Source organism: Rhodococcus sp. NPDC056506, assembly GCF_042794945.1.
Classification (GTDB): domain Bacteria; phylum Actinomycetota; class Actinomycetes; order Mycobacteriales; family Mycobacteriaceae; genus Rhodococcus_F.
This window is the reverse complement of sequence record NZ_JBHTSW010000031.1, coordinates 1-21,931: the sequence shown is the minus strand read 5'-3', so window position 1 is coordinate 21,931 and position 21,931 is coordinate 1. Positions and strand designations below refer to the sequence as shown.

The window sequence follows — 21,931 nt, the reverse complement described above, 5'->3', positions numbered from 1 at the left end:
AATCGGGGCCGATCGCTTCGAGCGATCGGCCCCGATTTCTGTCGTTCGATGTGAGGCAAGCTCAGCGTGGGTGAATCCGGAACTCGACGCCGCCGAGACTCAGACCGGGCTCGACGGCAGACGCGCCGCTCGACGCCGCCAGATCGATTGCACTGAGCATCGACCGCTCCCCCGGAACGAACGACACGACGCGCGATCCCAGCGTGATCGAGAGTGTTTGCGTCGAAACCGGTTTCTTTCCGAACACCTCGGCCCACAGTGCCGCCGTCTTGGCCGGATCGGGGGAGGACACGTCGACGCCGAGGATGTCGTCGACCCATGGATCGACCGATACCTCCTTCTCCGTCTCATCCCAGAACCACTCGTCGGCGTCGGGAATCTCGTCGAGTTCTACGAGCAGTCCGAGGTCACCGGGATGGAGCTGGACGATCCGGTGACCGTAGGCCTCGAGATCGGCCACTGTCCGAACATCGGCCGCAACTGCACGTTCCAGATAGGGCTCGATGTTCGATACCTGGATCGAGAGTGCATAACCGCCCTCGCCTCCGCCCTTTCGGATCCATCTCGCCAGCGAGACAGTCTCGTCGAGCGGTGCGACGATCTCCAGCAAGGCTTGCGGCCCGACGGCCAGGGTCTCGTCGGCCAATCCGATGTCTTCGAGCAGCGGATCCGCGAATCCGGCAGCGAGATTCAGCGCTTCACGTAGTTGCCGACCGGTCTTGTCCAGGTCTCGTGCGCCGATCACCACCTGCCGCAAGATCTCCCAGGAGCCCGAGTCGGGCGTGGCCGTCACAATCCGACCGCTTCGGCTGCGGTGTCGGCACTCTGCCAGCGTCGGAGCTCGGCCCCCGGAGCCCACGTCGAGTGCGTACCACTCGAAATCCTTTCGGGAAGGCGAAGTTTGCACAGAGGACCGTCTCCGACGCGGGCGGCGTCGAAGATCAGGCAGAAGGACGCATCCTCGTTCATGTCGGTGGTCAACGTGATGAGATAGCCGTCGTCTTCAGCGGTACCACCCACGCGCGGCGCCATCGAAGTCTCGCTGCCGTACACACCGTCACCGAAGGAGAATCGTTCCTCGTTGCCCGTCAGCAGGTCGTGTTTGACCAATCCGTCGAAAAGGAACCACGACGGCTTACCCGAAGCTGCGTATGCGTATCGGTATTTCTCGCCCGCGAAATTCCCGTTCATCATGCCGAATTCGGTGATCGAGTCACTGAGCTGCTCTTCACGCGTAGCTCCGGTGACCAGATTCAATCGCCAGCGGTGCAGCCGGGTCTGCATGCGATCGAGAGCGAGGAAGCGGAAGGCGCGTTCCCATTGATTGCCCATGCCGTTGTCCGACGGCTCCGGATCACCTTGGTAGAAACCGTCGAGAACTATTTCGTCACCCTCTTCGTAGGCGTTCACGAAGTGCAGGACGTAGGTCGGATCGGCCTCGAACCACTTGATGTCAGCGGTGTTTCCGCGGCGTGGGATGACTCCGAGACGCAGCGGGATTTCGGGATGGAAATTCGCGACGTGCGCGCCCTTCTCGAGCAGAACCGGATCCCAGAACAGGGGGCAATCGTTGAGGATCGCGTAGTTCTCCGTGAAGGCCATGTCGTGCGGCAAGCGCGGACCGGGAAGTGGGACATCGACGTAGTGGACCAACTCGTTGGCCGAGTCCACGACGCCGTAATGCATGTACGGCGCTTCCTTGCTGTAGTTGAAGAACAGCATTTCTCCGGTTTTGTCGTCCACCTTCGGGTGCGCGGACACACCCCATTCGAAGGGGAACTTGCCGTTCCAGCTTTCCTTTCCGAGTGTCTCCGCCGACATCGGATCGAGGCGATACAGATCCCCACACTGGTAGAAGCTGGTGAGAGCGGTTCCCCGGTGAACAACGACGTCGGTGCTGGACGCGTCCTTCATCCGGGTGCGTGCACCTTTGCCTCCCTCGGGGCGACTGAGCTTGGGAGACTCGGCGAGCCCTGCCCACAACGCAGCGCCGGCATCCTGCTCGGCTGCCAAGCCGTCCGTACGCACGAATCGGTTGCGGTAGAAAGACTCTCCGTCGCGGAAGCCCACGATGTGAATCATGCCGTCGCCGTCGAAGGGGTGATACGCCTTCATCGAGGGATGAAGCGGATTCTCGGTATTTCGCAGGTAGACACCGTCGAGGTCTTTCGGAACCTCTCCGAACACAACTTCGAGGTTGTCCGCTTTGAACTCGGTGGTCTGCGGTTGCCACGGACCGGTGCGATACGGGTGATCGTCATCGGCGGGAAGGGTGGACAACAACTTGCCTACGATTTCGACGTCCATGGATTTCTCTTTTCGACTGATGGGGAAAGACTTGGCTGCAATTCAGGAAACGGCGTCGACGACAAAACTGACGGTGGTGGCCGTACTTCCGCCGAAGTTGAGCGTCGCAAACCGGTGTGCGCCCTCGACTTGGAAGCCGCCGGCCGTTCCTGTCACCTGATGGGCCGCATCGAGAAGCATGCGGACACCGCTGGCACCCACCGGATGACCGCCGCCGATCAGACCACCGCTCGGGTTGATCGGCAGCTTGCCGCCCATGGCGATGTCTCCACTCTCGATGGCTTTCCAGGACTCACCAGGCGCCGTCAGACCGATGTGGTCGATCGCGAGATACTCACTCGCGGTGAAACAATCATGTGTTTCGATCCCGTCTATCCCGGTCAGATCGACTCCGGCCCGGGAGAAGGCGTCCATCACCGCATCCCGAACGTGTGGCATCACGTAGGGATTCTCCGCGTCACGCGCCAGTTTCTGTTCGAGGCCTAAACCGACGGTGCGGTGGCCCCAGCCCGCGATCTGAGCCAGAGGGGTCGCCGCGGCACCAGGGTGCTCACGAAGGTACTTGTCCGTCACCAGCACCACCCCGGCACCACCGTCGGTCACCTGACTGCAATCGAATCGTCGAACACCACCTTCCACAACAGGATTGGTGGTGTCGTCACCACCCGCATTTCCGAGCAGATCGGGCACCGACCAACCGCGTGTCTGTGCGTTGGGGTTGTTCTTCGCGTTCGAGAAGTTGATCTGCGAGATCGCGCGAAGGTGAGATTCGTCGATCCCGTAACGGCGCCCGTACTCCTTCGACACACGATCGAACATGTACGGCCACATGAATTTTGCTTCCCGACCTTCATGTCCTACCCAGGCTGCGGCACCAAGGTGACCCGCTGCGTCGTCACCCGGAACTGTCTTCTCCAGCTCGATACCCATCACTAGAGCGGCGTCGTAATTGCCGGCACGCAGGTCTGCCATTGCGGCGAGGACCGCGATACTGCCCGATGCGCATGCCGCCTCATGTCTGGACGAGGGCACACCCCAGAGTTCCGGATGGACGGTGGCGGGCATCGCACCCAGCTGACCTTGGCCGGCAAACAACTGGCCGAAGGCATTACCGACGTGAATCACCTCGATGTCGGTGGCAGGAACCTTCGCCGCGGCCAGCGTGTGGTTCACCACCTCTTCGGCAAGGTTCGCGAAATCGAGTTCTTCACGGGTGAAGTTTCGTGCGAAGTCGGATTGGTACCCGCCGAGAATCCAAATGTTCGAAACAGTCATGACCTCTCCCCTTGCCGATCCGGCCTCGGTGACGTCACCGAGATACCCGTGTATCGGCGGTTGTAATTTCATCGCAACCGTACTACAACTAGCAGAGTAACTCTACTAATTGAAGGGTTGAAAATGACTGATGCTTTTGTCCTCGACTATGTGCGCACGCCGCGCGGTCGAGCATCGGCGCGAGGCGCCCTCCACGAACACAGCCCCGTGGATCTTGTGGTCCACCTGGCCAAGGCTCTGCAGGGTCGAACAAACCTCGCCGCAGAACAGATCGACGACGTAGTTCTCGGTTGCGCATCGCAGGTGGACGAGCAGGGCGCGAACATCGCGAGAACTGCCGCACTGCTGGCAGGTTGGGGCGACTCCGTTCCCGGCGCGACTATCAACCGATTCTGCGCATCCGGTGTCGACGCAGTCGGCCAGAGCGCAGCCCGTATCCGAAGTGACGACGTTTCCCTCGTCGTGGCAGGCGGTGTCGAAAGCGTCTCCCGCACCCCGATGTTCAGTGATCGCGGGCCGCTGTGGACCGACCCGGCGACTATCGCGCAGATCGGCTCCATTCATATGGGTGTTGCCGCCGACTTGAATGCCACGATCGAGGGATACTCCCGCGACGAGTTGGATGCCTACGGCGTCGAAACCCAGCACAAGGCTGCCGAAGCGTGGCGCAACGGCGCGTTCGAGCGGTCGGTTGTGCCTGTTCCCGGAAGAAACGGTGATGCGGGAATCGCGCACGACGAACTGGTCAGGGCAGACACGAGCGCAGAGGGACTCGCCGCACTTCCGGCCGCATTCGAAGGACTCGGCGCCGGAGGTCAGGACGCTCTCGCGCTCGCCGCCTACCCAGAGGTCGAAAAGATCGAGCACCTGCACACCGTCGGATCCTCTCCCGCCATGGCCGACGGAGCGGCACTCCTACTCCTCGGGTCCGAGAAAGCCGCTGCCCGAGCCGGTTTGACACCTCGCGCACGGATCATCGGGTCCGCGTCGACATCGGTGAATCCGGTTCTCATGCTCACGGCAGGTCAGAGCGCCGTGGAGGCCGTCATCGCGCGAGCCGGACTGCGTCCGCTGGACATCGACGTGTTCGAGTTCGCGGAAGCCTTCTCCGCGCTCTGCCTGCGATTCCGTCGCGACCTCGACGCCGGGCCGGACCGGATGAACCCCAACGGCGGAACGATGGCGATGGGCCATGCATTCGGCGCTACCGGAGCAATTCTCGTGGGCGCGTGCGTCGACGAACTTGTCCGAAGCGACGGGCGATACGGCGTGGCCGCGGTCAGTGGCGCTGCAGGCGTCGGAGTTGCCGTGCTCGTCGAACGGATCGCCTCATGACCGCCGGTGCACTCTCCGGTCGCGTTGCCGTCGTCACCGGAGGTGGCAAGGGCCTCGGCCGTGCCGTCGCGCTTCATCTGGCAAGCCGGCGCGTCACGGTTATCGTCAACAATCGAAATCGCACACTCGATGCGAGCGGCCGAGGCCCCGCAGATCAGGTTGTCGACGAAATCCTCGAAGCCGGTGGACAGGCCGTCGCCAACCACGACGACGTCACCGACCCCGACGTCGGTCGAAAGTTGGTGGACGACGCTCTCACTCGGTTCGGACGACTCGATTTCTGCATCACCAGCGCCGCGGTCAGCGGTCCGCAGATGCTCCACCGCACCACTGCCGAGAACCTCAGTACCGTCATCACGACAAACGTCGTCGGTACCGCACTGGTTGCAGCCGAAGCCTCCCGCGTGATGCGCGAAGCCGGGTTCGGACGCATCGTGATGATTGCCTCCACCGCAGGACTGCACGGTGAGCCCACCGTATCTGCTTACGCCGCAAGCAAGGGAGCCGTGATCGCCCTGGGCCGCACCGCAGCGGCAGAAGGTGCGAACCGCAACGTCTTCACCAATGTCCTTCTTCCCTATGCCACTACGCAGATGACCGAATCCGGAATGAACCCCGAATTCATCGACATCATGGGAGCCGACTTGGTCGCACCGGTAGTCACCGCCCTTGTCGATCCCGAGTCCACCACCAACGGTCAGGTGATAGTCACGGCAGGCAACGGCGTGCGTTCGGCCGACGCCGTCGAGGGCTCGACCGAATTCTTGCCTACCACCACCGAACTCGATGCCACGGCGCTCGATTCACTGCTCGTAGCCAGTCGACTCGGCACACCTCACACCTATTCGAGCGCACAGGAAGCCTTCGCGGACTTCGCTTCCGAACTGCTCGACCACCACAATCGGAAGGCGCACGCATGACCGGCATCCCACTGGGCGATCTAGCGCTGAACTTCGGAGTGAGTGCACTCGCCGTACTCCTCTTCATCGCCGCAGTGATGGCCGTCGCCATCCGAATGAACAATCACTCGATCATCGATATCTGTTGGGGGCCAGGCTTCGCCGTCGTCGCCGTCGTCTCGTACCTGACGTCGATCGGATCGGAAGGAAACGATCTGCGTCGCCTCGTTGTCCTTGCGCTGACCGTGGTGTGGGGGATGCGACTGGGGTTGTACATCGGCTTCCGAAACCGCGGGCACGGGCAGGACAAGCGCTACACTGCCCTACTCAAACATCAACAGGGACCGCTGGTTCCGTTCCTGATTCGCAAAATCTACGGCCTCCAGGGCGTCCTCATTCTCGTGGTGTCGCTGCCCGTCCAGTTCGCGATGTACGAGTTTCGCGCCCTCGGAGTCCTCGGCGCGATCGGCATCGCTGTCTGGACCGTCGGCTTCGTCTTCGAATCGGTTGGCGACTACCAACTTTCCCGCTTCAAGGCTGATCCTGCCAATACCGGAAAGGTGATGGATCGTGGATTGTGGGCCTGGACTCGGCACCCCAACTACTTCGGCGATGCGTGCGTCTGGGTCGGATTGTTCCTCCTCGCACTCGGTGATCCACTGGCGCTGATCACGATCATCTCGCCGATCGTGATGATTAAACTGCTTGTGAGCTACAGCGGTAAGGCCTTGCTCGAACGAGGCATGCGCAAGAGCAAGGGACAGGCTTACGACGACTACGTCGCCCGGACCAGCGGATTCTTTCCCCGTCCGCCCCGCCCGGCACGAAACCACGCGTCGTGACCGCCCCCACGAGTGGCCTCGCCGACGTCTTCGACCTGGAATCGACCGGCCCGGACCGGTGGCAAGGGTCGAACGACGGTGTTCGGCTTCCTCAGTTGTTCGGCGGCCAACTGGTCGCGCAGTCGATTCTCGCGGCCGGACACACGGTCACCGACGGCAAAGCGATCAGTTCCGTCCATACGCACTTCCTGCGCCCCGGATCGACGAAGTGCGCGACCGAGTTCTCGGTGGATCGTCTTCGCGACGGAAAGCGCCTGTCCACCAGAGGCGTCGACGTCCACCAGGGCGGACGACTGGTCTGCCGTTCGACGGTCTCGGCCTCCTCGATCGACGAGGGCATCACTCACAGTCGAGCCGTCCCCGCAGCACTCCCACCCGAAGAGTGCGTGACCTTGCAAGAGTTGGCCGAGGCGGACGGCGGGTTGGGAGAAGTGTGGGAGGAGTTCTCCGCCATCGAGATTCGTGTGTCCCCACTCGATTCGCAGTCCCCCACGACACATTCGGCGGCGCCTCCGCGCAACATCTGGATGCGTTCGGCGCAGCGACTGAGCGAAGATCCACTGATTCACGTCGCTGCTCTTGCTTATGCCAGTGATTTGATGCTGATGGCCACCGCTTTGACTCCGCATGGATACGACATCGGGCAGGAGCACTCGCTCGACACGGATTGGACGGGAGTGTCCCTCGATCACACGATGTGGTTTCAGCGCCCCGTGCGAGCGGACGAGTGGCTGCTCTTCGAGCATTCGACCCCCACAGCTCATGCCGGCAGAGCGGTCGTAAATGCCGCGGTCTTCGATCCATCCGGACTCCAGATCTGCCAGATCACTCAGGAAGCGTTACTCATTGCCCGTACCGAGTGATTCCCGACTCTTTCTGCAGACCACTCGGTACGCTCTCGCGGTGCGGCTGGGTTCACGGCCTATGATTTCGGGGTGGTACGAGTGAATGCAACCGACTCTTCGACACCCACCGCGTCGGCGGGCGTCACCGAGTTGCCCGCAGGCGGACCCAACGCACTGGCCGTCACGCTCGGGCTGTTGGGGGACGAGTGGAACCTCTGGATTCTGCGGTTCGCCCTGTTGGGGTCGCGGCGCTACAACGACTGGCTGGCACTGGGGGGAATCTCCAACTCCGTGTTGTCAGCACGGTTGGCGATCCTGACGGCAGGCGGAATGCTCGAGCGTCGTGAGTATCAGCAGAACCCGCCACGGCACGAGTACTCGGTCACTCGCAAAGGGCAGTCGATCTGGCCCGTCCTCATCACCATGTGGTCGTGGGAGAAGCAGTGGGCGCCCAATGAAACCGCGCCGCTACCACCACTTCGGCACAGCACATGCGGAAACGACTTCACCCCGATCCTGCGTTGCAAGGAGTGCGGCGAGGACGTGGACGTGCGGTCTCTGGACTCCGAAATGGGACCGAGCGGCGACTTCTCACGCAGTGTCCCCGAAGCAACATCGCGGCGACGGTCCACCAAGTCCGAACGCCGACCGGAAATTCTGGCTCACACGATGGAACTCGTCGGCAATCGCTGGTCAGCGGCGATCATCGGTGCGGCTTTCCGAGGCGCGCGCCGGTACGGAGAGTTCGCCGAGATCACCGGCGCGCCACCGGCGATAGTCGCGGATCGTTTGAAGCACCTCACCGAGATCGGTGTGATGGAAACGCGACCGCTTCCGGATCGTCCCCAGTGGTCGGAGTATCGACTCACTGCCAAGGGGACGGCCTACTTCCCTGTCGTGATGTGCATGATCTCCTGGGGTCAGCGTTGGTTCAGATCCGCGGACGGCCCGGACATCGTTCTCCATCACAAAGCTTGCGGTAAGCGATTCGAAGCAAGGCTCGGGTGCAGTGTGTGCGGTGAGGAATTGAGGTCTTCGGACATCGAGGCGATCGACCTCACCACCTCGGTCCACGTACCCGGGTCCGGCTGGTCCTGAAGTCCCCGCTCAGCCGGCAGTGCGGATCCGGTCGAAGCTCCGGCCTCGGTGTTCGAGCGGCAGCCTGTCCCCTCGCCCGAACAGTTTGTTGCGCAGCGTTCCCTCGTCGTAGTCGCTCTGGTAGGCACCTCGTTTGGTCAGCTCCGGAATCACATGCTCCACAATGTCTTCGAAGGTTCCAGGAGTCACCGCGTACGCGAGATTGAAACCGTCGACGTCGGTCTCGGACACCCACTCCTGCAACTCGTCCGCGACCTCCGCACCGGAACCGACGACGATCGGTCCCAGCCCGCCGATACCCGCCCACTCCGCGATGTCCCCCACCGTCCATTCACGGCCCTTCTCGTCGGCCTGACGAAACGATGCGACCGCGGATTGAATGGCATTGCTTTCGACATTTCCGATCGGCTCGTCGGCTCGGTATCCGGACAGGTCGATCCCCATCCACCCCGAGGTGAAAACGAGTGCACCTTCACTACTCGCGTAACTGCGGTAGTCCTCGAGCTTCGCCTGGGCCAACTCGGGGGTTCGGTCGGTGACGATCGTCAACAGTGTGTAGATGCGGGCCGAGTACGGATCGCGGCCCACCCTGGTCAGCTCGTTTCGGATTCGGGCAACGGTGTCTTTGAGAATCGCCTTGGTCGGCGCACCGACAAAAATCGCTTCGGCATTCTCGGCGGCGAAGCGAACCCCGCGAGGCGACGCGCCGGCCTGGAAGATGACCGGCGTCCGCTGCGGAGAAGGTTCGGAGATGTGGATGCCCGGAACCGTGAAGTGCTTGCCTTCGTGCTCGATCGGATGAACCTTGGAAGGGTCCGTGTAGACCCCGGTGCTTCTGTCCCGCACCACCGCATCGTCTTCCCACGACGTTTCCCACAACTTGTAGAGAACCTCGAGGTACTCGTCCGCGTGGTCGTAGCGATCGTCGTGCTGGAGTTGGTCGTCCTCGCCCATGTTCCGTGCGGCCGACGGGAGGTATCCGGTGACCACGTTCCACCCGATTCGCCCGTTCGTCAGGTGATCGAGGGTGCTCAAACGCCGAGCGAACGGGTACGGATGCTCGAACGCTGTACCGGCGGTGATCCCGAAGCCCAAGTGCTCGGTCACGGCAGCCATTGCCGACGCCAGTAGCAGTGGGTCCGAGACCGGTACCTGCGCGCCCTGCCGCAACGCTTCGTCGTGGTTCCCGCCATAGACGTCGTAGGTTCCCAGGACATCTGCCAGGAAGAGTCCGTCGAATCGTCCACGCTCGAGGAGTTTCGCCAATTCCGTCCAGTACCTCAGATCCGTGTACCTGGACGACTGGTCCTCGGGGTGGCGCCACAGACCTGGCGATTGGTGGGCGACGCAGTTCATGGCAAAGGCGTTGAAGCGGATTCTGCGGGTCATTCCCGCACCATGCCGCGCCTGCTCGGCGGTGACCACCATTGCGATCAGTGCGATCGGTTCGGCCGGCACCTTGCACGCGATAACACCGTCGACTTCGCCACCGCGTCGGTGGGCCGCTACACTGACTAGCGCAGCTGTGACGTCTGGGGCTTCGTGCCGACAGGTCGAGCAGATGCAACGGCAGTATCGGGAAGCGAAAACCCCCGCAGCACAGGGTTTTCAGTGCTTGTCGGTATGCTCCCCGCCCTCGTAGCTCAGGGGATAGAGCATTCCTCTCCTAAAGGAAGGGTCGCAGGTTCGAATCCTGCCGAGGGCACCAGGTGGGACTCTCCCCACACCGGCGCGACCAACGTGCCATTCTTGAATTCATGACGATGCCTCACTCCACGACTACTCCCCCGAAGAACATGTCGTTGATCCCGGGTGGAATGTACTGGATGGGCTCCGAAGACTTCTATCCCGAAGAACGCCCAGTTCACCAGGTCACAGTCGACGGATTCTGGATGGACACGACGGCGGTGACTGTCGCCGAGTTCCGACGCTTCGTGAAGGCAACCGGCCACGTCACCACTGCGGAAATCGCCCCCGATCCCGCCGACTATCCTGACGCCGATCCAGCCCTCCTCGTTCCGGGATCGTTGGTCTTCAATTCACCACCCGGCCCGGTTCCACTCGACGACTACACCCAATGGTGGTCGTTCACTCCCGGCGCCGACTGGCGCCATCCCGAGGGCGCCGACAGCAATATCGGGGGACGTGAACGGCACCCCGTCACCCACGTGTCGTACTTCGACGCCCAGGCCTACGCCGCGTGGGCCGGCAAGGAACTCCCGACCGAGGCCGAGTGGGAGTTTGCCGCCCGCGGCGGACTCGATCGCCAGGCCTACGTGTGGGGCGATCACGACTCACCGGGAGGGCGGCCCGGCGGGAATGTCTGGCAGGGCCAGTTCCCCTGGGAGAACCTGCTCGAGGACGGGTACGAGCGCACCGCGCCGGTCGGAAAGTTCCGGCCCAACGGCTACGGGCTGCTCGACATGGCCGGGAACGTGTGGGAATGGACGGCGGATCATTACACGTCCGACCACGCCCACGGTTCGAAGAATGTCGCGCCTGCCTCTTCGTGCTGCATTCCGCGCAATCCCCGCGCGGAGTTCGCCACCGAGGTCTTGGCTGGCGAACCCTACGCACGACGGGTGATCAAGGGTGGCTCACATCTGTGTGCGCCGAACTACTGCTTGCGGTACCGCCCTGCCGCGCGGCAGGGCGAGTCCGAAGAGTCCTCGACCTGCCACGTCGGCTTTCGGTGCATCATCCGCATTCCGCAGACGTAGATCAGAAGGGCACGTCTCCGAGGATTGCCACCCGCTCCATCACGCGGCGATGAGGGAAGTAGTCGCTCGCCGCATAGTGCTGTGTCGCCCGGTTGTCCCAGAATGCAATGGAATTCGGCGCCCACTTGAAACGGCACTGGAAGTCCGGGACCTTGACCTGCGCGAACAACAGGTTGAGCAGATCGTTGCCTTCGGCAGGATCCATGTCCGGAATGTGGGTGGTGAAGAGGCTGTTGACGAACAGCGTCTTACGCCCGGTTTCCGGATGCTTACGGACCATCGGATGCAGAACCGGTGGGTACTGCTCCTTCATCTGCTCCAACTTCTCCGGGCTCATACCGCGTCCGAAGGACGGCACGAAATCGTGGATGGCGTCCTTGCCCTCGATCAAGTCCTTGATCTCGTCCGGGAGGCAGTCGAAAGCATTTCCCATATCTGCCCACAACGTGTCACCGCCGGCCGGCGGCACGTCGATCGCTCGAAGGACCGAACCGAGCGGCGGTGCCTTGGTCCAGGTGACGTCGACGTGCCAGATGTTCTCGGTGCCTGGACTGTCTTCTCCGCGTTCGAATCTGACGACGGCCGGGACCTCTCCCTGCGGGAGAAGCGGATGAATCTCGAGTTCGCCCCAATGGGCGGCGAAGTCACGATGATTCAGACTCGAAATCGGCTGGTCGCGGAAGAAGACCACCTTCCATTCGAGTAGGGCCCGACGTAGATCCTCGATCTGATCCTCCGATGGATCACGTAAGTCGATATCGCTGATCTCGGCACCGATGAACGGTGTGACGGGAGTCAGAGTGAACCGCTCGTACGGGTTCGATTCAACGCCTTCCGGATTTCGCCGCATTCCGCGTGGCCCGAATTCGATTGTGTGATTGCCGATTTGAACTGTGCGTGATGATGTAAGGGTCGCCATCATATGACTCCGTCCTGTCGTGTCCTGAAGTGTCACACGTCAGTCGACGCGTGCACCCGTTGTGCTCGTGTGCGCTTGTGTGTGCTTTGGGGTGCAGTCAGGGCTCCCACCGCGAGATCGACCAGATGGTCCACCGTCGTATCGAAATCCGCCTGCACAACCGGATTTTCGTCTTCGCGGCGCTGCTCGAATATGGCCAGCGCGGACACACTCATGTTGAACGACAGGTCGATCCGTTCGACCGCGACGCGGCGGGGCAGATGCGGCAAGGCCCTCGTCAGTCTGCCGACAACTTCGTTGATCCCCTCGCTGACCTCTCGAAACTCGGCGCTCTGTGTATCCACCGACGGAGAGATTCTGGCAATGAACCTCGCATAGTTGGAACCGTCGACCGTCGCCATGAAATCGGCCAGCGGATACAGAAAAGCTTCGACCAACGCGCGGACCAGGTCAGTCCGCCCATTGGCGTCGATGTCGTCGAGATACGTCAGTCGCGCTGCATTGATCTGATCCATCCGATGGCGGAATACTGCCAACACCAAACCGTCTCGCCCACCGAAGTGATATTGAACCGCAGAGTTGTTTCGCTGCCCGGCCGCAGTCGCCACGTCCCTCATGGACACTTCGTGAATACCGTGCTCGGCAAACATCCGTTCAGCGACGGCGATCATGGCGTTCTTGGCGTCCAGCGAGGCGGGCATGCACCGACCATATAAGTCACTGTCTTAATTCCGCAAGACCCAACCCCCGTGCGCGGTTAGGAAGTGCAGGGACTCCTTAACCACTCACGGGGGTGATTGTCCCAGTCAGCGAGACCTACGGCGTCAACGGAATCCGGACCGATACGCTTCAGATTAAGACGACTGCTTAATCGACCCGGTTATGCACACGCCAAGGAGCCTGCTGGTGAATCGCCATTCCATCCCGATCATCCCCGAGACGCCCAACGTCGCGGCCGCCGTGTACTACCCCGATCAGAATCCCCCGTACACCCGCCCGGAACCGCTTCGCCCACCCGCCGGGGCACCGAACGTGCTGCTGATCATGATCGACGACGTCGGATTCGGGGCGCCCTCTGCGTTCGGCGGTCCGTGCCGCACACCCACCGCCGAGCGTTTGTCCGAGACCGGCGTGAAGTACAGCCGATTCCATACGACCGCTCTGTGCTCACCGACGCGCGCTGCCACGTTGACCGGGCGCAATCACCACAGCGTCGGTATGGGAGTCATCTCCGAAATGGCGAACGCTGCACCGGGATACAACGGGACCAGGCCCGCTTCCGCAGCGACAGTTGCCCGCGTCTTGCAGGGAAACGGCTATGCGACGGGCGCTTTCGGCAAGATGCACCAGACCCCGACTTGGGAGACTACCGCCGCCGGGCCGTTCGATCGTTGGCCGGTCCGTGAGGGTTTCGACAAGTTCTACGGTTTCCTCGGCGCCGAGTCCGACCAGTTCACGCCAGTGCTCTACGAGGACTTCACCATGGTGGACTTGCCGAAGACACCTCAGGAGGGATACCACCTGTCCGAGGACCTGGTCGACCACGCGATCGAATGGGTCGAGGGCATCAACACGATGGACCCCGACAAGCCGTGGTTCTGCTATCTCCCCTTCGGCGCTTGCCATGCCCCACTTCAGGTTCCGGACAGCTACCTGGACAAGTACGTCGGCGAATTCGATCACGGATGGGATCGCCAACGCGAGATCACCCTCGAAAAGCAGAAGGAACTGGGCGTCGTCGCTCCTGATACCGAGTTGGCCCCGTGGGCTCCGGGGCTCCCGCACTGGGACGAACTCGACGACGACCAGAAGAAGGTTTCGGCCCGTCTGATGGAGTTGTACGCGGCGTTCCTCGAGCACACCGACGACGAGGTCGGCAGGCTCGTCGACCGGTTGCAGGATATGGGCGTCCTCGACAACACCCTGGTGCTCTACATGATGGGTGACAACGGCGCTTCCGCGGAGGGCGGAATGGAGGGCTCGTTCAACTACCTCGCCGGCCTCAACGGTTACAAGAGTGCGACATCCGACGTGCTGGCGCGCTACGACGAATTGGGGACCGAAACCAGCTACCCACACTATCCGGCGTCGTGGGCTCTGGCCCTCGACACCCCGTACCAGTGGGCCAAGCAGGTCGCGTCCCACTACGGCGGTACCCGAAACGGCCTGATCGCCCACTGGCCCAAGGGGATCGACAAGCCTGGAATCAGGGAACAGTGGCATCACTGCGTCGATATCACACCGACAATTCTGCAAGCTGCCGGAATTCCAGCGCCGACCAGCGTCGACGGCGTCGCCCAGAAACCGATGGAGGGTGTGGCGATGAACTACACCTTCGCCGAGCCCGACGCCGAAGAGCGCCACACCACACAGTATTTCGAGATCTTCGGCAATCGCGGAATCTATGATCACGGCTGGACCGCGGTCACCGCGCACCGCGCACCCTGGCTGATGGCGACTCACGGCCTCGAGCTCACCCCGATGAGCGAAGACCGTTGGGAGCTGTACGACACATCGGTCGACTGGTCGCAGGCCCGCGATCTTGCAGACGAGCATCCCGAGATCCTTGCCAGGCTCAAGGACAAGTTCCTCGTCGAGGCCGCCAAATATCAAGTACTGCCGCTGGACGACAGAACGGTCGGCCGTCACGCCACCGCGGAATCACGACCACCACATCCGATGATGGGCCGCAAGACCCTCACGCTGTACCCACACATGAACGGTCTGGTCGAGAAGGCCGCGCCGACGTTCTTCAACCGCTCGTACACGCTGACCGCCAGTCTGGGTAGCGTCGCCGACGGCATGCTGGTCAGCCTCGGTGGCCGGTTCGGCGGATTCGCTTTGTACATACTCGATTCCGTCCCCGTCTACTGCTACAACTTCAGCGGTGGAGGCCGAACCTACGTTCGCGGACCGGGTCAGCTGAGTGCCGACGCCAGCGAGGTGTCCATTCACTTCGAGTACGACGGCGGCGGAATCGGCAAGGGCGGAATCGCCACCCTGAGCGTTGACGGCGAGGTGGTCTCCGAGGGACGGATCGAGAAGACCACGCGGGCGATCTTCAGCATGAACGAACAGCTCGACGTCGGCATCAACCGGGGAAGCCCGGTCTCGGAGGAGTTCGCCGAGCACGGCACCTTCCGTTACGGCGGCGCGTTGCACAGCGTGACCATCGACTTGCGCTCCACCCGCGACGTCGTGTCCGCGGCGGAACGGGAGAAGATCTCACTCGCCGTGCATTGATCGACCCGGCGGCGCTCGCCGATTGTGCAGCCGCGCGCTATATCTGCCGCGCGGCTGCACAATCGCTCTGCGTCTATCCGACCGTGTACATCTGCAGGCATGGCCCCACTGGGCGAGTCTCCACGATGTCGCGGGCCTTCTCACGCGCCGCGTTGAACTCCCAGGGCGCACTGGTACCAGGCACTCCGAATCGATACCGACTCAACGCACACGAGCGCTGCGGTTCCGGTAGACGATCCAAGGCAGGCACCGCGTCGACGGAGAGCCCGTGCAGGTAGGAGACGTCGATGCTCTTACCGCCCTCGAACCGCTCCACGTTCTTCTGCGCGATGTACGCGTCGGGGTTGAAGACCGCGAATGCCAGCAGAGCAAGGGCGGAAGTGGCGAGAACAGCTGTGGGTAGCCACTTCCCGGACATCCGAATGCCTGCGATGAGCAACAGCACGAACACGAATCCCAGAAGCAACTCTGTCGCGAAAACGCTGACGCGCAGCACCGTGAAACCGTACTGATTCTCGTACAACCACATCCGGTGCACAGCGGATGCCACGATTACCAGGCTGAAGAGGCACAGTGCACCCAACAGACCGCGGGCCAGACGCCGAGATCCAGCGTCGCGACGGTCGATGAACCGCACCGCGACCGCGATGACGAGCAGCGTCAGCACGGTTACCGCCATGAGCTGCCAGAAACCCTCACGTGCGTAGTCCGCATAGGTCAGTCCGTCGGTCACCTGAACGTGCTCGTCTCCCCCGAACAGCGTCTTCGTCTGTACTGCAACAAAACCGAGGAACAGGACGTTGAGCACGCCGAGCGGGACCGCCCATTCCCACATCGGTAACGGCGCCGCCGGCGCAGGTGCAAACGCGTCCACCGTCGGCGTTCTACGACGCAGATACACCGCAACCAGTGTGCCGAACGCCATCACGACGCCGGCGAAGACCCGTGCGACCGGGTTCGACACCGAGATGGCCGGAGCGAAGCCGCCGAAGATCTTCGCGAACTCCGGATCCGCACTCACGAACAGAGATCCGAAGATCAGCAGGAGGACAACCGACACTGCGCTCACGACGATTACTCGCGCCGCCGGCACCCGTGAAGCAGAGCGGGTAGCGAGTTTTCGACGACGAACGAAGTTCACCGTCCGGTGGGGCGCCCGCCAGGGCGCCAACGTTCCCAGGAGTATCCCGGTCCACGTCCGCCCGCCGATCAGAGTCCACGTGAACAGAACCCATGCAGCTACGACGCAGATGAACACCAACCACTCTGCACCGCGAACGGCGGCAACGCCCAGTAATGCAAGCATCCCGATGGCGGCGACCCACTGCGTCACGGTCATCCGCGGCGGCGTCAGAATCCCGAAGACGAACACCACACCGACACCCACGATCACGTACGCGATACTCACGAACCACGGGTCAAGGATCAGGGCGGCAAGCACCCCTACTGCGGCCGCGCCGACGAGCATCGAACGGGTGGCCATCGACGTTCGATCGGGGCGCCAGAACCGGCTGGGACGCTTGGGTTTTGCGGCCGGCATCGGCGGCTTCGGTGGAATTACTATCGGAGCGCTCATGTGATCTCCTATGTTTCGGGTTCAAATTTTCGGGTTCGGAAGTACAGACGAATGCCGATGAAGGCATGCGTCATCGCGAGATCTCTCGATCTCGTCAGGGACTTTGATTCAGTTCTGCGGCAGCACTACTCGAATGCAGCATCCCGACGGGGCATCGACGACGGCGATCCTGCCGTCATGTAATTCGACTGCCCACTTCGCGATCGCGAGACCGAGCCCGGTGCCCCCGTCTGTGGATCCGCCGCGGATGAAGCGGTCGAACACTCGCTCTCGGGCTTGTGGTTCGATGCCGGGGCCGTCGTCGTGGACGTCGAGCACCAACTCCCCCGCGCTGCCGGTACGTACTCGGATCACGACTTTGGTGTCGACGTTCCCGTGCTGAACCGCGTTGTCCACCAAGTTGGTCACCACCTGGTGGAGGCGATCCGGATCGGCGACCACGGACAATTGCGGAGGCTTCACGTCTATCTCGATGTCGCCCGCACTCACACTCGACAGCTCGCGTAGGAATGGCTCGACCTCGAAACGGCGGCGCTTCAACGGCATTGCGCCGCCTTCGAGTTTCGAGAGGTCGAGAAGGTCGGCCACCAACGCGCCCAGTCGTTCCGTCTGCCGCAGCGCCGACTTCATCATCGCCGGATCCGGTTCTTCGACACCGTCGACGACGTTTTCGAGCATGGCCTGCAAAGCGGTGATGGGCGTGCGTAATTCGTGGGAGACGTTGCCGATCAGCTCGCGGCGGTACCGGTCGTCGGCCCCGAGGTCCTCGGCCATCCGATTGAACGCATGGGCGAGTTCGCCTACTTCGTCGCGGGAAGTCGCTCGCACACGCCGCGAATAGTCGCCGCGCGCCATCGCCTTCGCCGCGGCCGTCATCTCGCGAAGCGGCGACGTCATTCCGTGTGCGAGCACCTGTGTTACTCCGAGAGCGACAACCAACGCGGTCAGCAGGGCGAAACGAAACGGTTGTTGCGACGTCAGCCAGAACCCACCGGAGGCGAACAACAATGCTGCGACAACCAAGAGCCCGACCTTCACCTTGAAGGATCGCATCGGGTCCAGCGGCCGCGGCCACCGCGCAAAGAGTCTGTCGACGCCGCTCATCGCGGCACGTCCCAGGCGTACCCGACGCCGTGAACGGTCCGGATCACGGAAGGCCCGAGCTTGCGTCGTAGCGCCTTGACGTGGCTGTCGACGGTCCGACTACCCGCTCCTTCGCCCCAGCCCCAGATCTCCTCGAGCAGCGACTCCCGCGGGATCGCGGCTCGCGGCCGTTCCGCCAGGTAGGCGATGAGATCGAATTCGGTGCGGGTCAGGTGGACTTCTTGGGCATCACGGCGCACTCGACGCTCGGTCAGGTCGATCACGACGTCACCGAATTCGAGGAGGTCGGTCGCCGGACGAGCGGCATGCTCCGCACGATCAGCGCGCCGAAGCAACGCCTGCACCCGGGCGACGAGGACACGCATGCTGAACGGCTTGCTCAGGTAGTCGTCGGCCCCCACACCGAGACCGATCAGCATGTCGGTTTCATCGGCGCGAGCGGTCAGCATCAGCACGGGCACCGGGCGCACGGCCTGGATGCGGCGGCACACTTCGAGGCCGTCGAACCCCGGCATCATCACGTCGAGCACCACCAGGTCTGCATCCATCTGCTCGCAGCGGGTCACCGCGCTGGGACCGTCGAACGCCAGCTCGACGTCGTAGCCCTCGGCGCGCAGCCTCGCCGCGATGGACTCGCAGATGCTGACCTCGTCGTCGACCACGAGCACTCTTCGCTGACTCATGGAACTGACTGTATTCGGCCGTCGTGGATGAACCTGGGAGGACTTGTGAAGGTTCTGTGCAGGTTCTAGAACCTGCGGATGTTGTTGATCGGCAGATCCGTGAGGGGTGTCAGTCCGGTCGGAACACCAACACCGTAGGCGTTGAACACCATTCCGAACCCAGCGTAGATGCCGACATGCGTCGCTCCGGGATAGAACGTGATGACGTCGCCGGGAGCGAGGGCCCACCGCGGAACCGGCTGTCCGACGTTGGCCTGCTGCTGACTGGTCCGTGGCAGATTCACCCCGGCCTGCCGAAACGCCCATTGCACCAGCCCGGAGCAGTCCCACGAGTTCGGCCCGACGCCGCCCCACTGGTAGGGCTTTCCGGTCTGAGTGCTCGCCGCTGCCAGCGCGATCAGCCCTGCCGGACTCGGAATCGGAAGGGCGGCTGATCCGCTGCTGATGCTGCCCGTGCTTCCCAAGCTTCCGGAACTCCCGCTACTGCCACCGCTACCAAGGCTTCCCGGGTCGGCCGAGGCAGGGGCAGCGGACAGCAACAGAACACTTCCGGTCAGCAAAGCCGCGACCGTTCCCGTGCGGAGTGTCGACTTCTTCATGCATCCGTCCTTCGTGGGAGTCGTTTCGGCGCGCGGCAGCGCACCTCGATAGCCGTGAACTGGTAAGACACGTGAAAACAAACACTTCGTTCGGATGTTAACGGCGTGGACGTGGTGTTCGGACAGGAATGATTGATCCGATTTGTCGGTTTTGAACAAACAGGCCTTACGTCCCGGCCCGGCAGAAGATCAGGGAATGATGGGGGATTTCCTGGATCCCGCGGCACGACAAGGTCCATAGATTCGACTCATGCGCCCATACCTGCTCGTCGCCGCGGTCATCATCGGAGCCACCACGGCACTCGTCGGTTGCTCGACGCTCCAGCGCGCAGTGGAGATTCAATCGGATCTCGACGGACTCACCCGCTCGGGCGTCGTCGGGTCGATCGCAACACTCGACGACGGCACCACGACGGCTGTCATGACCAGCGGCGTGCCCAACCGGACCAACGGTGATTCGATCGGCAAGAATGATCGCGTCCGGATCGGAAGTGTGACAAAAACATTCACGGCTTCGCTCGTTCTGCAGTTGGTCGCCGAGGGCAAGGTCGACCTCGACGCACCGATCGAGCAGTACCTTCCGGGGCAAGTGCATGGGAGCGGGACAGACGGCAGCGCGATCACCGTGCGGCAGCTGCTGCAACACCGCAGCGGCCTTCCCGAGTTCGCCGGTGAACCCGGAGCCGACGAATGGATTGCCGCAAACGAGGACCGGACGCTGACGCCTTCCGCTGCGCTCGCCATCGCCCTCGGCAAACCGGCCCAATTCGTTCCCGGAACGTCGTTCGTCTACACCAACACCAACTACATCGTTCTCGGAATGCTCGTCGAATCCGTGACCGGCCGCAGCTACGCCGATGAACTTCAGTCTCGGATACTCGACCCGCTGCATCTGGGAGACACGTACCTCCCGCCGGCCGGCGAACGCGACATCAGGGGCGATCACCTGACGGGCTATCAGGATCTGGGCGGGGGCCTGACAGATGTTTCCCGGACCGAACCGTCGATCCCCTGGTCTGCCGGAGCGATGGTGTCGACGGGCACGGACCTGAACGTCTTCTGGCGGGCACTACTCGACGGGCAGGTGGTGCCGGCCGCGCAGCTTGCCGCGATGACCACTGGGCAAGTCGCCGCCACCGAAGCCGAGGGGCTCGGGTACGGGATGGGCGTCAGCGTCACCGAACTTCCTTGCGGCGTCACCTATAACGGCCACAGTGGCGGGATCTACGGGTACTACACCTTGTCCGGTGCGACGCCGGATCGCGCGTTCACTGTGACGCTGACGTCGACGCCGAAGGACCAGCCGGACACCGTCGCGATACTCTCGCACGCTCTCTGCCCCTGAAACGGCTATCAGTACTGACGACTACCAGTACTGATGACGCTGCCCATCGGTATCGGCGACGAAAATGACCGCGTCGGCGCCGTCCAACTCCGACGGTTTCAGCGGCAGATGGCCTGGCAGGATCGCCTCGCCCGCGGCGATCGACGGGTCGAGCGCGGCTCGCAGGGCCGGAGTCGGGAACAGGGCACGCCGAGTGGTCGCATCGGCCAACACACCCTGCAGAGTGCCCAGATCACTGCCGGGGTTGGCGTCGGTTGCCACGAATACGTAACGCTCTCCGAGGGCAAGTCCGACGAGTGAACCGGCGCTCCCCCAACTGACCACATCATCGCTGACCGGCATCTCGGACTGCACTCGCAGGAGATGAGCGTTGTGGGCGAACAGCAGGCTCGGCCCGCGTCGCTGCTCCTGAGCAACGACGGCCAGCAGGTTCTCCGCCATCATCTCGGCACGGAGACTGAGCAGAGTGCCGATGCGATCAGGAGCGGAACTCGCCATCGCGGCGTGGTATCGCAGAAGACCTACAGCGGTGCGTGCGTGTGCGAGGGCCAGGTCGTACCCGTCCGGGTCGGCGGGTCGCAGCACAGGCGCAGCGCGCCGAAGGATGCTGCCGAGGTCGTCCGCAATGATGCGCAGGAGGCGAGCATGATCGGAGTCACCGATGGACGCAGCCGGATCGAACATCGCCGCCGGGTTGGTCCAGTCGGCGTCCTGCCCGAGCAGAAGGTCGATGTCGTCGAACGAATGCGGCCGCATCTCAGCGGGCAGGATGTCACCTGCCGCAGACAGTGCGCGGCGCGGGCTCGGTGCACCGGAATACTCCACCGGAGCGTCGAAGCCGTAGAAGCGAACTCGGTCGGCCGGAGCGCGGCCGTGGTTGTACTCGCGTAGCCATTCGACGAGTTCGCGGTTTCCCGGTACTGCGCCGAATCCGTGGCTGAAGCCTGTGGCGAGCACTTTCTCGATGTCCGCCTCTCCCCCGCTCACGTAGTCGTCGACAAGGAATGCCGCAAAGACATCTGTTTCGAGCACAATCGACCGATACCCTCGTTCGACCAGCTGGCCGAGAAGTTCGTTGCGCAGCAACGGAAAAGCCTTGATCCCGTGAGTCGGCTCACCGAGGGCGAACAGAGACGGCGCC

Annotated in this window: 19 protein-coding genes and 1 tRNA gene; 9 read left to right on the top strand and 11 right to left on the bottom strand. The window is 62.8% G+C overall.

The genetic code is table 11. The annotated features are described in order from the left end of the window. Positions 1-61 precede the first annotated feature (61 nt). Genes ACFQ6H_RS21615 through ACFQ6H_RS21605 form a run of 3 tightly spaced genes read right to left on the bottom strand, consistent with a single transcriptional unit; the run spans position 62 to position 3,582 of the window. Positions 62-793, bottom strand: coding sequence for a hypothetical protein (locus tag ACFQ6H_RS21615; protein ID WP_378648498.1), 732 nt, complete (start codon positions 791-793; stop codon positions 62-64). Beyond that, complete coding sequence (locus ACFQ6H_RS21610) at positions 790-2,307, bottom strand: carotenoid oxygenase family protein (protein WP_378532475.1); 1,518 nt, start codon at positions 2,305-2,307, stop codon at positions 790-792. The genes ACFQ6H_RS21615 and ACFQ6H_RS21610 overlap by 4 nt, the downstream gene beginning before the upstream one ends. 42 nt (positions 2,308-2,349) lie before the next feature. After that, entirely contained in the window at positions 2,350-3,582 is a 1,233-nt protein-coding gene (locus ACFQ6H_RS21605) for an acetyl-CoA acetyltransferase (protein ID WP_378648496.1), read from the bottom strand. Between the two features lie 123 nt (positions 3,583-3,705). On the opposite strand from ACFQ6H_RS21605, the gene ACFQ6H_RS21600 reads away from it, so the two are divergent. From ACFQ6H_RS21600 to ACFQ6H_RS21580, 5 genes are all read left to right on the top strand, one after another. Continuing rightward, positions 3,706-4,917, top strand: a complete 1,212-nt coding sequence (locus tag ACFQ6H_RS21600; protein WP_378648494.1) for an acetyl-CoA C-acyltransferase — start codon at positions 3,706-3,708, stop codon at positions 4,915-4,917. Beyond that, the gene (locus tag ACFQ6H_RS21595; RefSeq protein WP_378648492.1) at positions 4,914-5,837 is read left to right on the top strand and encodes an SDR family NAD(P)-dependent oxidoreductase; all 924 of its coding nucleotides are present in this window, start codon (positions 4,914-4,916) and stop codon (positions 5,835-5,837) included. The genes ACFQ6H_RS21600 and ACFQ6H_RS21595 overlap by 4 nt, the downstream gene beginning before the upstream one ends. Next, positions 5,834-6,658: a DUF1295 domain-containing protein gene (locus tag ACFQ6H_RS21590; RefSeq protein WP_378648490.1), complete on the top strand. Its 825-nt coding sequence runs from the start codon at positions 5,834-5,836 to the stop codon at positions 6,656-6,658. The genes ACFQ6H_RS21595 and ACFQ6H_RS21590 overlap by 4 nt, the downstream gene beginning before the upstream one ends. Then, positions 6,655-7,521, top strand: coding sequence for an acyl-CoA thioesterase (locus ACFQ6H_RS21585; protein WP_378648488.1), 867 nt, complete (start codon positions 6,655-6,657; stop codon positions 7,519-7,521). Before ACFQ6H_RS21590 ends, ACFQ6H_RS21585 begins: the two co-directional genes overlap by 4 nt. 81 nt (positions 7,522-7,602) lie before the next feature. Continuing rightward, entirely contained in the window at positions 7,603-8,601 is a 999-nt protein-coding gene (locus ACFQ6H_RS21580) for a winged helix-turn-helix transcriptional regulator (protein ID WP_378543367.1), read from the top strand. 9 nt (positions 8,602-8,610) lie between these two features. Here ACFQ6H_RS21580 and ACFQ6H_RS21575 read toward each other — a convergent pair whose 3' ends face one another. Beyond that, complete coding sequence (locus tag ACFQ6H_RS21575) at positions 8,611-9,990, bottom strand: LLM class flavin-dependent oxidoreductase (protein WP_378648548.1); 1,380 nt, start codon at positions 9,988-9,990, stop codon at positions 8,611-8,613. Positions 9,991-10,233: 243 nt separating this feature from the next. Here ACFQ6H_RS21575 and ACFQ6H_RS21570 point away from each other — a divergent pair. Together ACFQ6H_RS21570 and ACFQ6H_RS21565 are read left to right on the top strand one after the other, a co-directional pair. Then, positions 10,234-10,309 (top strand) — tRNA-Arg (locus ACFQ6H_RS21570). Between the two features lie 49 nt (positions 10,310-10,358). Further along, positions 10,359-11,321, top strand: coding sequence for a formylglycine-generating enzyme family protein (locus ACFQ6H_RS21565; RefSeq protein ID WP_378648486.1), 963 nt, complete (start codon positions 10,359-10,361; stop codon positions 11,319-11,321). Position 11,322: 1 nt separating this feature from the next. On the opposite strand, the gene ACFQ6H_RS21560 is transcribed toward ACFQ6H_RS21565, so the two are convergent. Both ACFQ6H_RS21560 and ACFQ6H_RS21555 read right to left on the bottom strand, forming a co-directional pair. Next, the gene (locus tag ACFQ6H_RS21560; protein ID WP_378648546.1) at positions 11,323-12,240 is read right to left on the bottom strand and encodes a TauD/TfdA dioxygenase family protein; all 918 of its coding nucleotides are present in this window, start codon (positions 12,238-12,240) and stop codon (positions 11,323-11,325) included. 32 nt (positions 12,241-12,272) lie between these two features. Beyond that, positions 12,273-12,941 carry a TetR family transcriptional regulator gene (locus tag ACFQ6H_RS21555; protein WP_378543363.1) on the bottom strand — a complete coding sequence of 223 codons (669 nt, stop codon included), beginning with the start codon at positions 12,939-12,941 and terminating at the stop codon, positions 12,273-12,275. A 205-nt stretch (positions 12,942-13,146) separates the two neighbouring features. Here ACFQ6H_RS21555 and ACFQ6H_RS21550 point away from each other — a divergent pair, with 205 nt between their 5' ends. Then, positions 13,147-15,483, top strand: coding sequence for an arylsulfatase (locus ACFQ6H_RS21550; protein ID WP_378648484.1), 2,337 nt, complete (start codon positions 13,147-13,149; stop codon positions 15,481-15,483). A 73-nt stretch (positions 15,484-15,556) separates the two neighbouring features. On the opposite strand, the gene ACFQ6H_RS21545 is transcribed toward ACFQ6H_RS21550, so the two are convergent. The 4 genes from ACFQ6H_RS21545 to ACFQ6H_RS21530 all read right to left on the bottom strand — a co-directional run bounded on the left by ACFQ6H_RS21545 (position 15,557) and on the right by ACFQ6H_RS21530 (position 19,445). Beyond that, on the bottom strand, positions 15,557-17,059 hold the full coding sequence (locus tag ACFQ6H_RS21545; protein WP_378648482.1) for a DUF4153 domain-containing protein: 1,503 nt from the start codon (positions 17,057-17,059) through the stop codon (positions 15,557-15,559). A 108-nt stretch (positions 17,060-17,167) separates the two neighbouring features. Then, positions 17,168-18,163, bottom strand: a complete 996-nt coding sequence (locus ACFQ6H_RS21540; protein WP_378648480.1) for an ATP-binding protein — start codon at positions 18,161-18,163, stop codon at positions 17,168-17,170. After that, positions 18,160-18,846: a response regulator transcription factor gene (locus ACFQ6H_RS21535; protein ID WP_378648478.1), complete on the bottom strand. Its 687-nt coding sequence runs from the start codon at positions 18,844-18,846 to the stop codon at positions 18,160-18,162. The genes ACFQ6H_RS21540 and ACFQ6H_RS21535 overlap by 4 nt, the downstream gene beginning before the upstream one ends. Before the next feature lie 65 nt (positions 18,847-18,911). Further along, positions 18,912-19,445: an NlpC/P60 family protein gene (locus tag ACFQ6H_RS21530; protein WP_378543357.1), complete on the bottom strand. Its 534-nt coding sequence runs from the start codon at positions 19,443-19,445 to the stop codon at positions 18,912-18,914. A 250-nt stretch (positions 19,446-19,695) separates the two neighbouring features. Here ACFQ6H_RS21530 and ACFQ6H_RS21525 point away from each other — a divergent pair, with 250 nt between their 5' ends. After that, positions 19,696-20,790 (top strand): serine hydrolase domain-containing protein, encoded by a 1,095-nt coding sequence (locus ACFQ6H_RS21525; RefSeq protein WP_378648476.1) that lies wholly within the window; start codon positions 19,696-19,698, stop codon positions 20,788-20,790. Between the two features lie 21 nt (positions 20,791-20,811). Here the strand turns inward: ACFQ6H_RS21525 and ACFQ6H_RS21520 are convergent. Next, a partial coding sequence (locus ACFQ6H_RS21520; protein ID WP_378648475.1) for an erythromycin esterase family protein occupies positions 20,812-21,931 on the bottom strand: 1,120 nt, incomplete at its 5' end.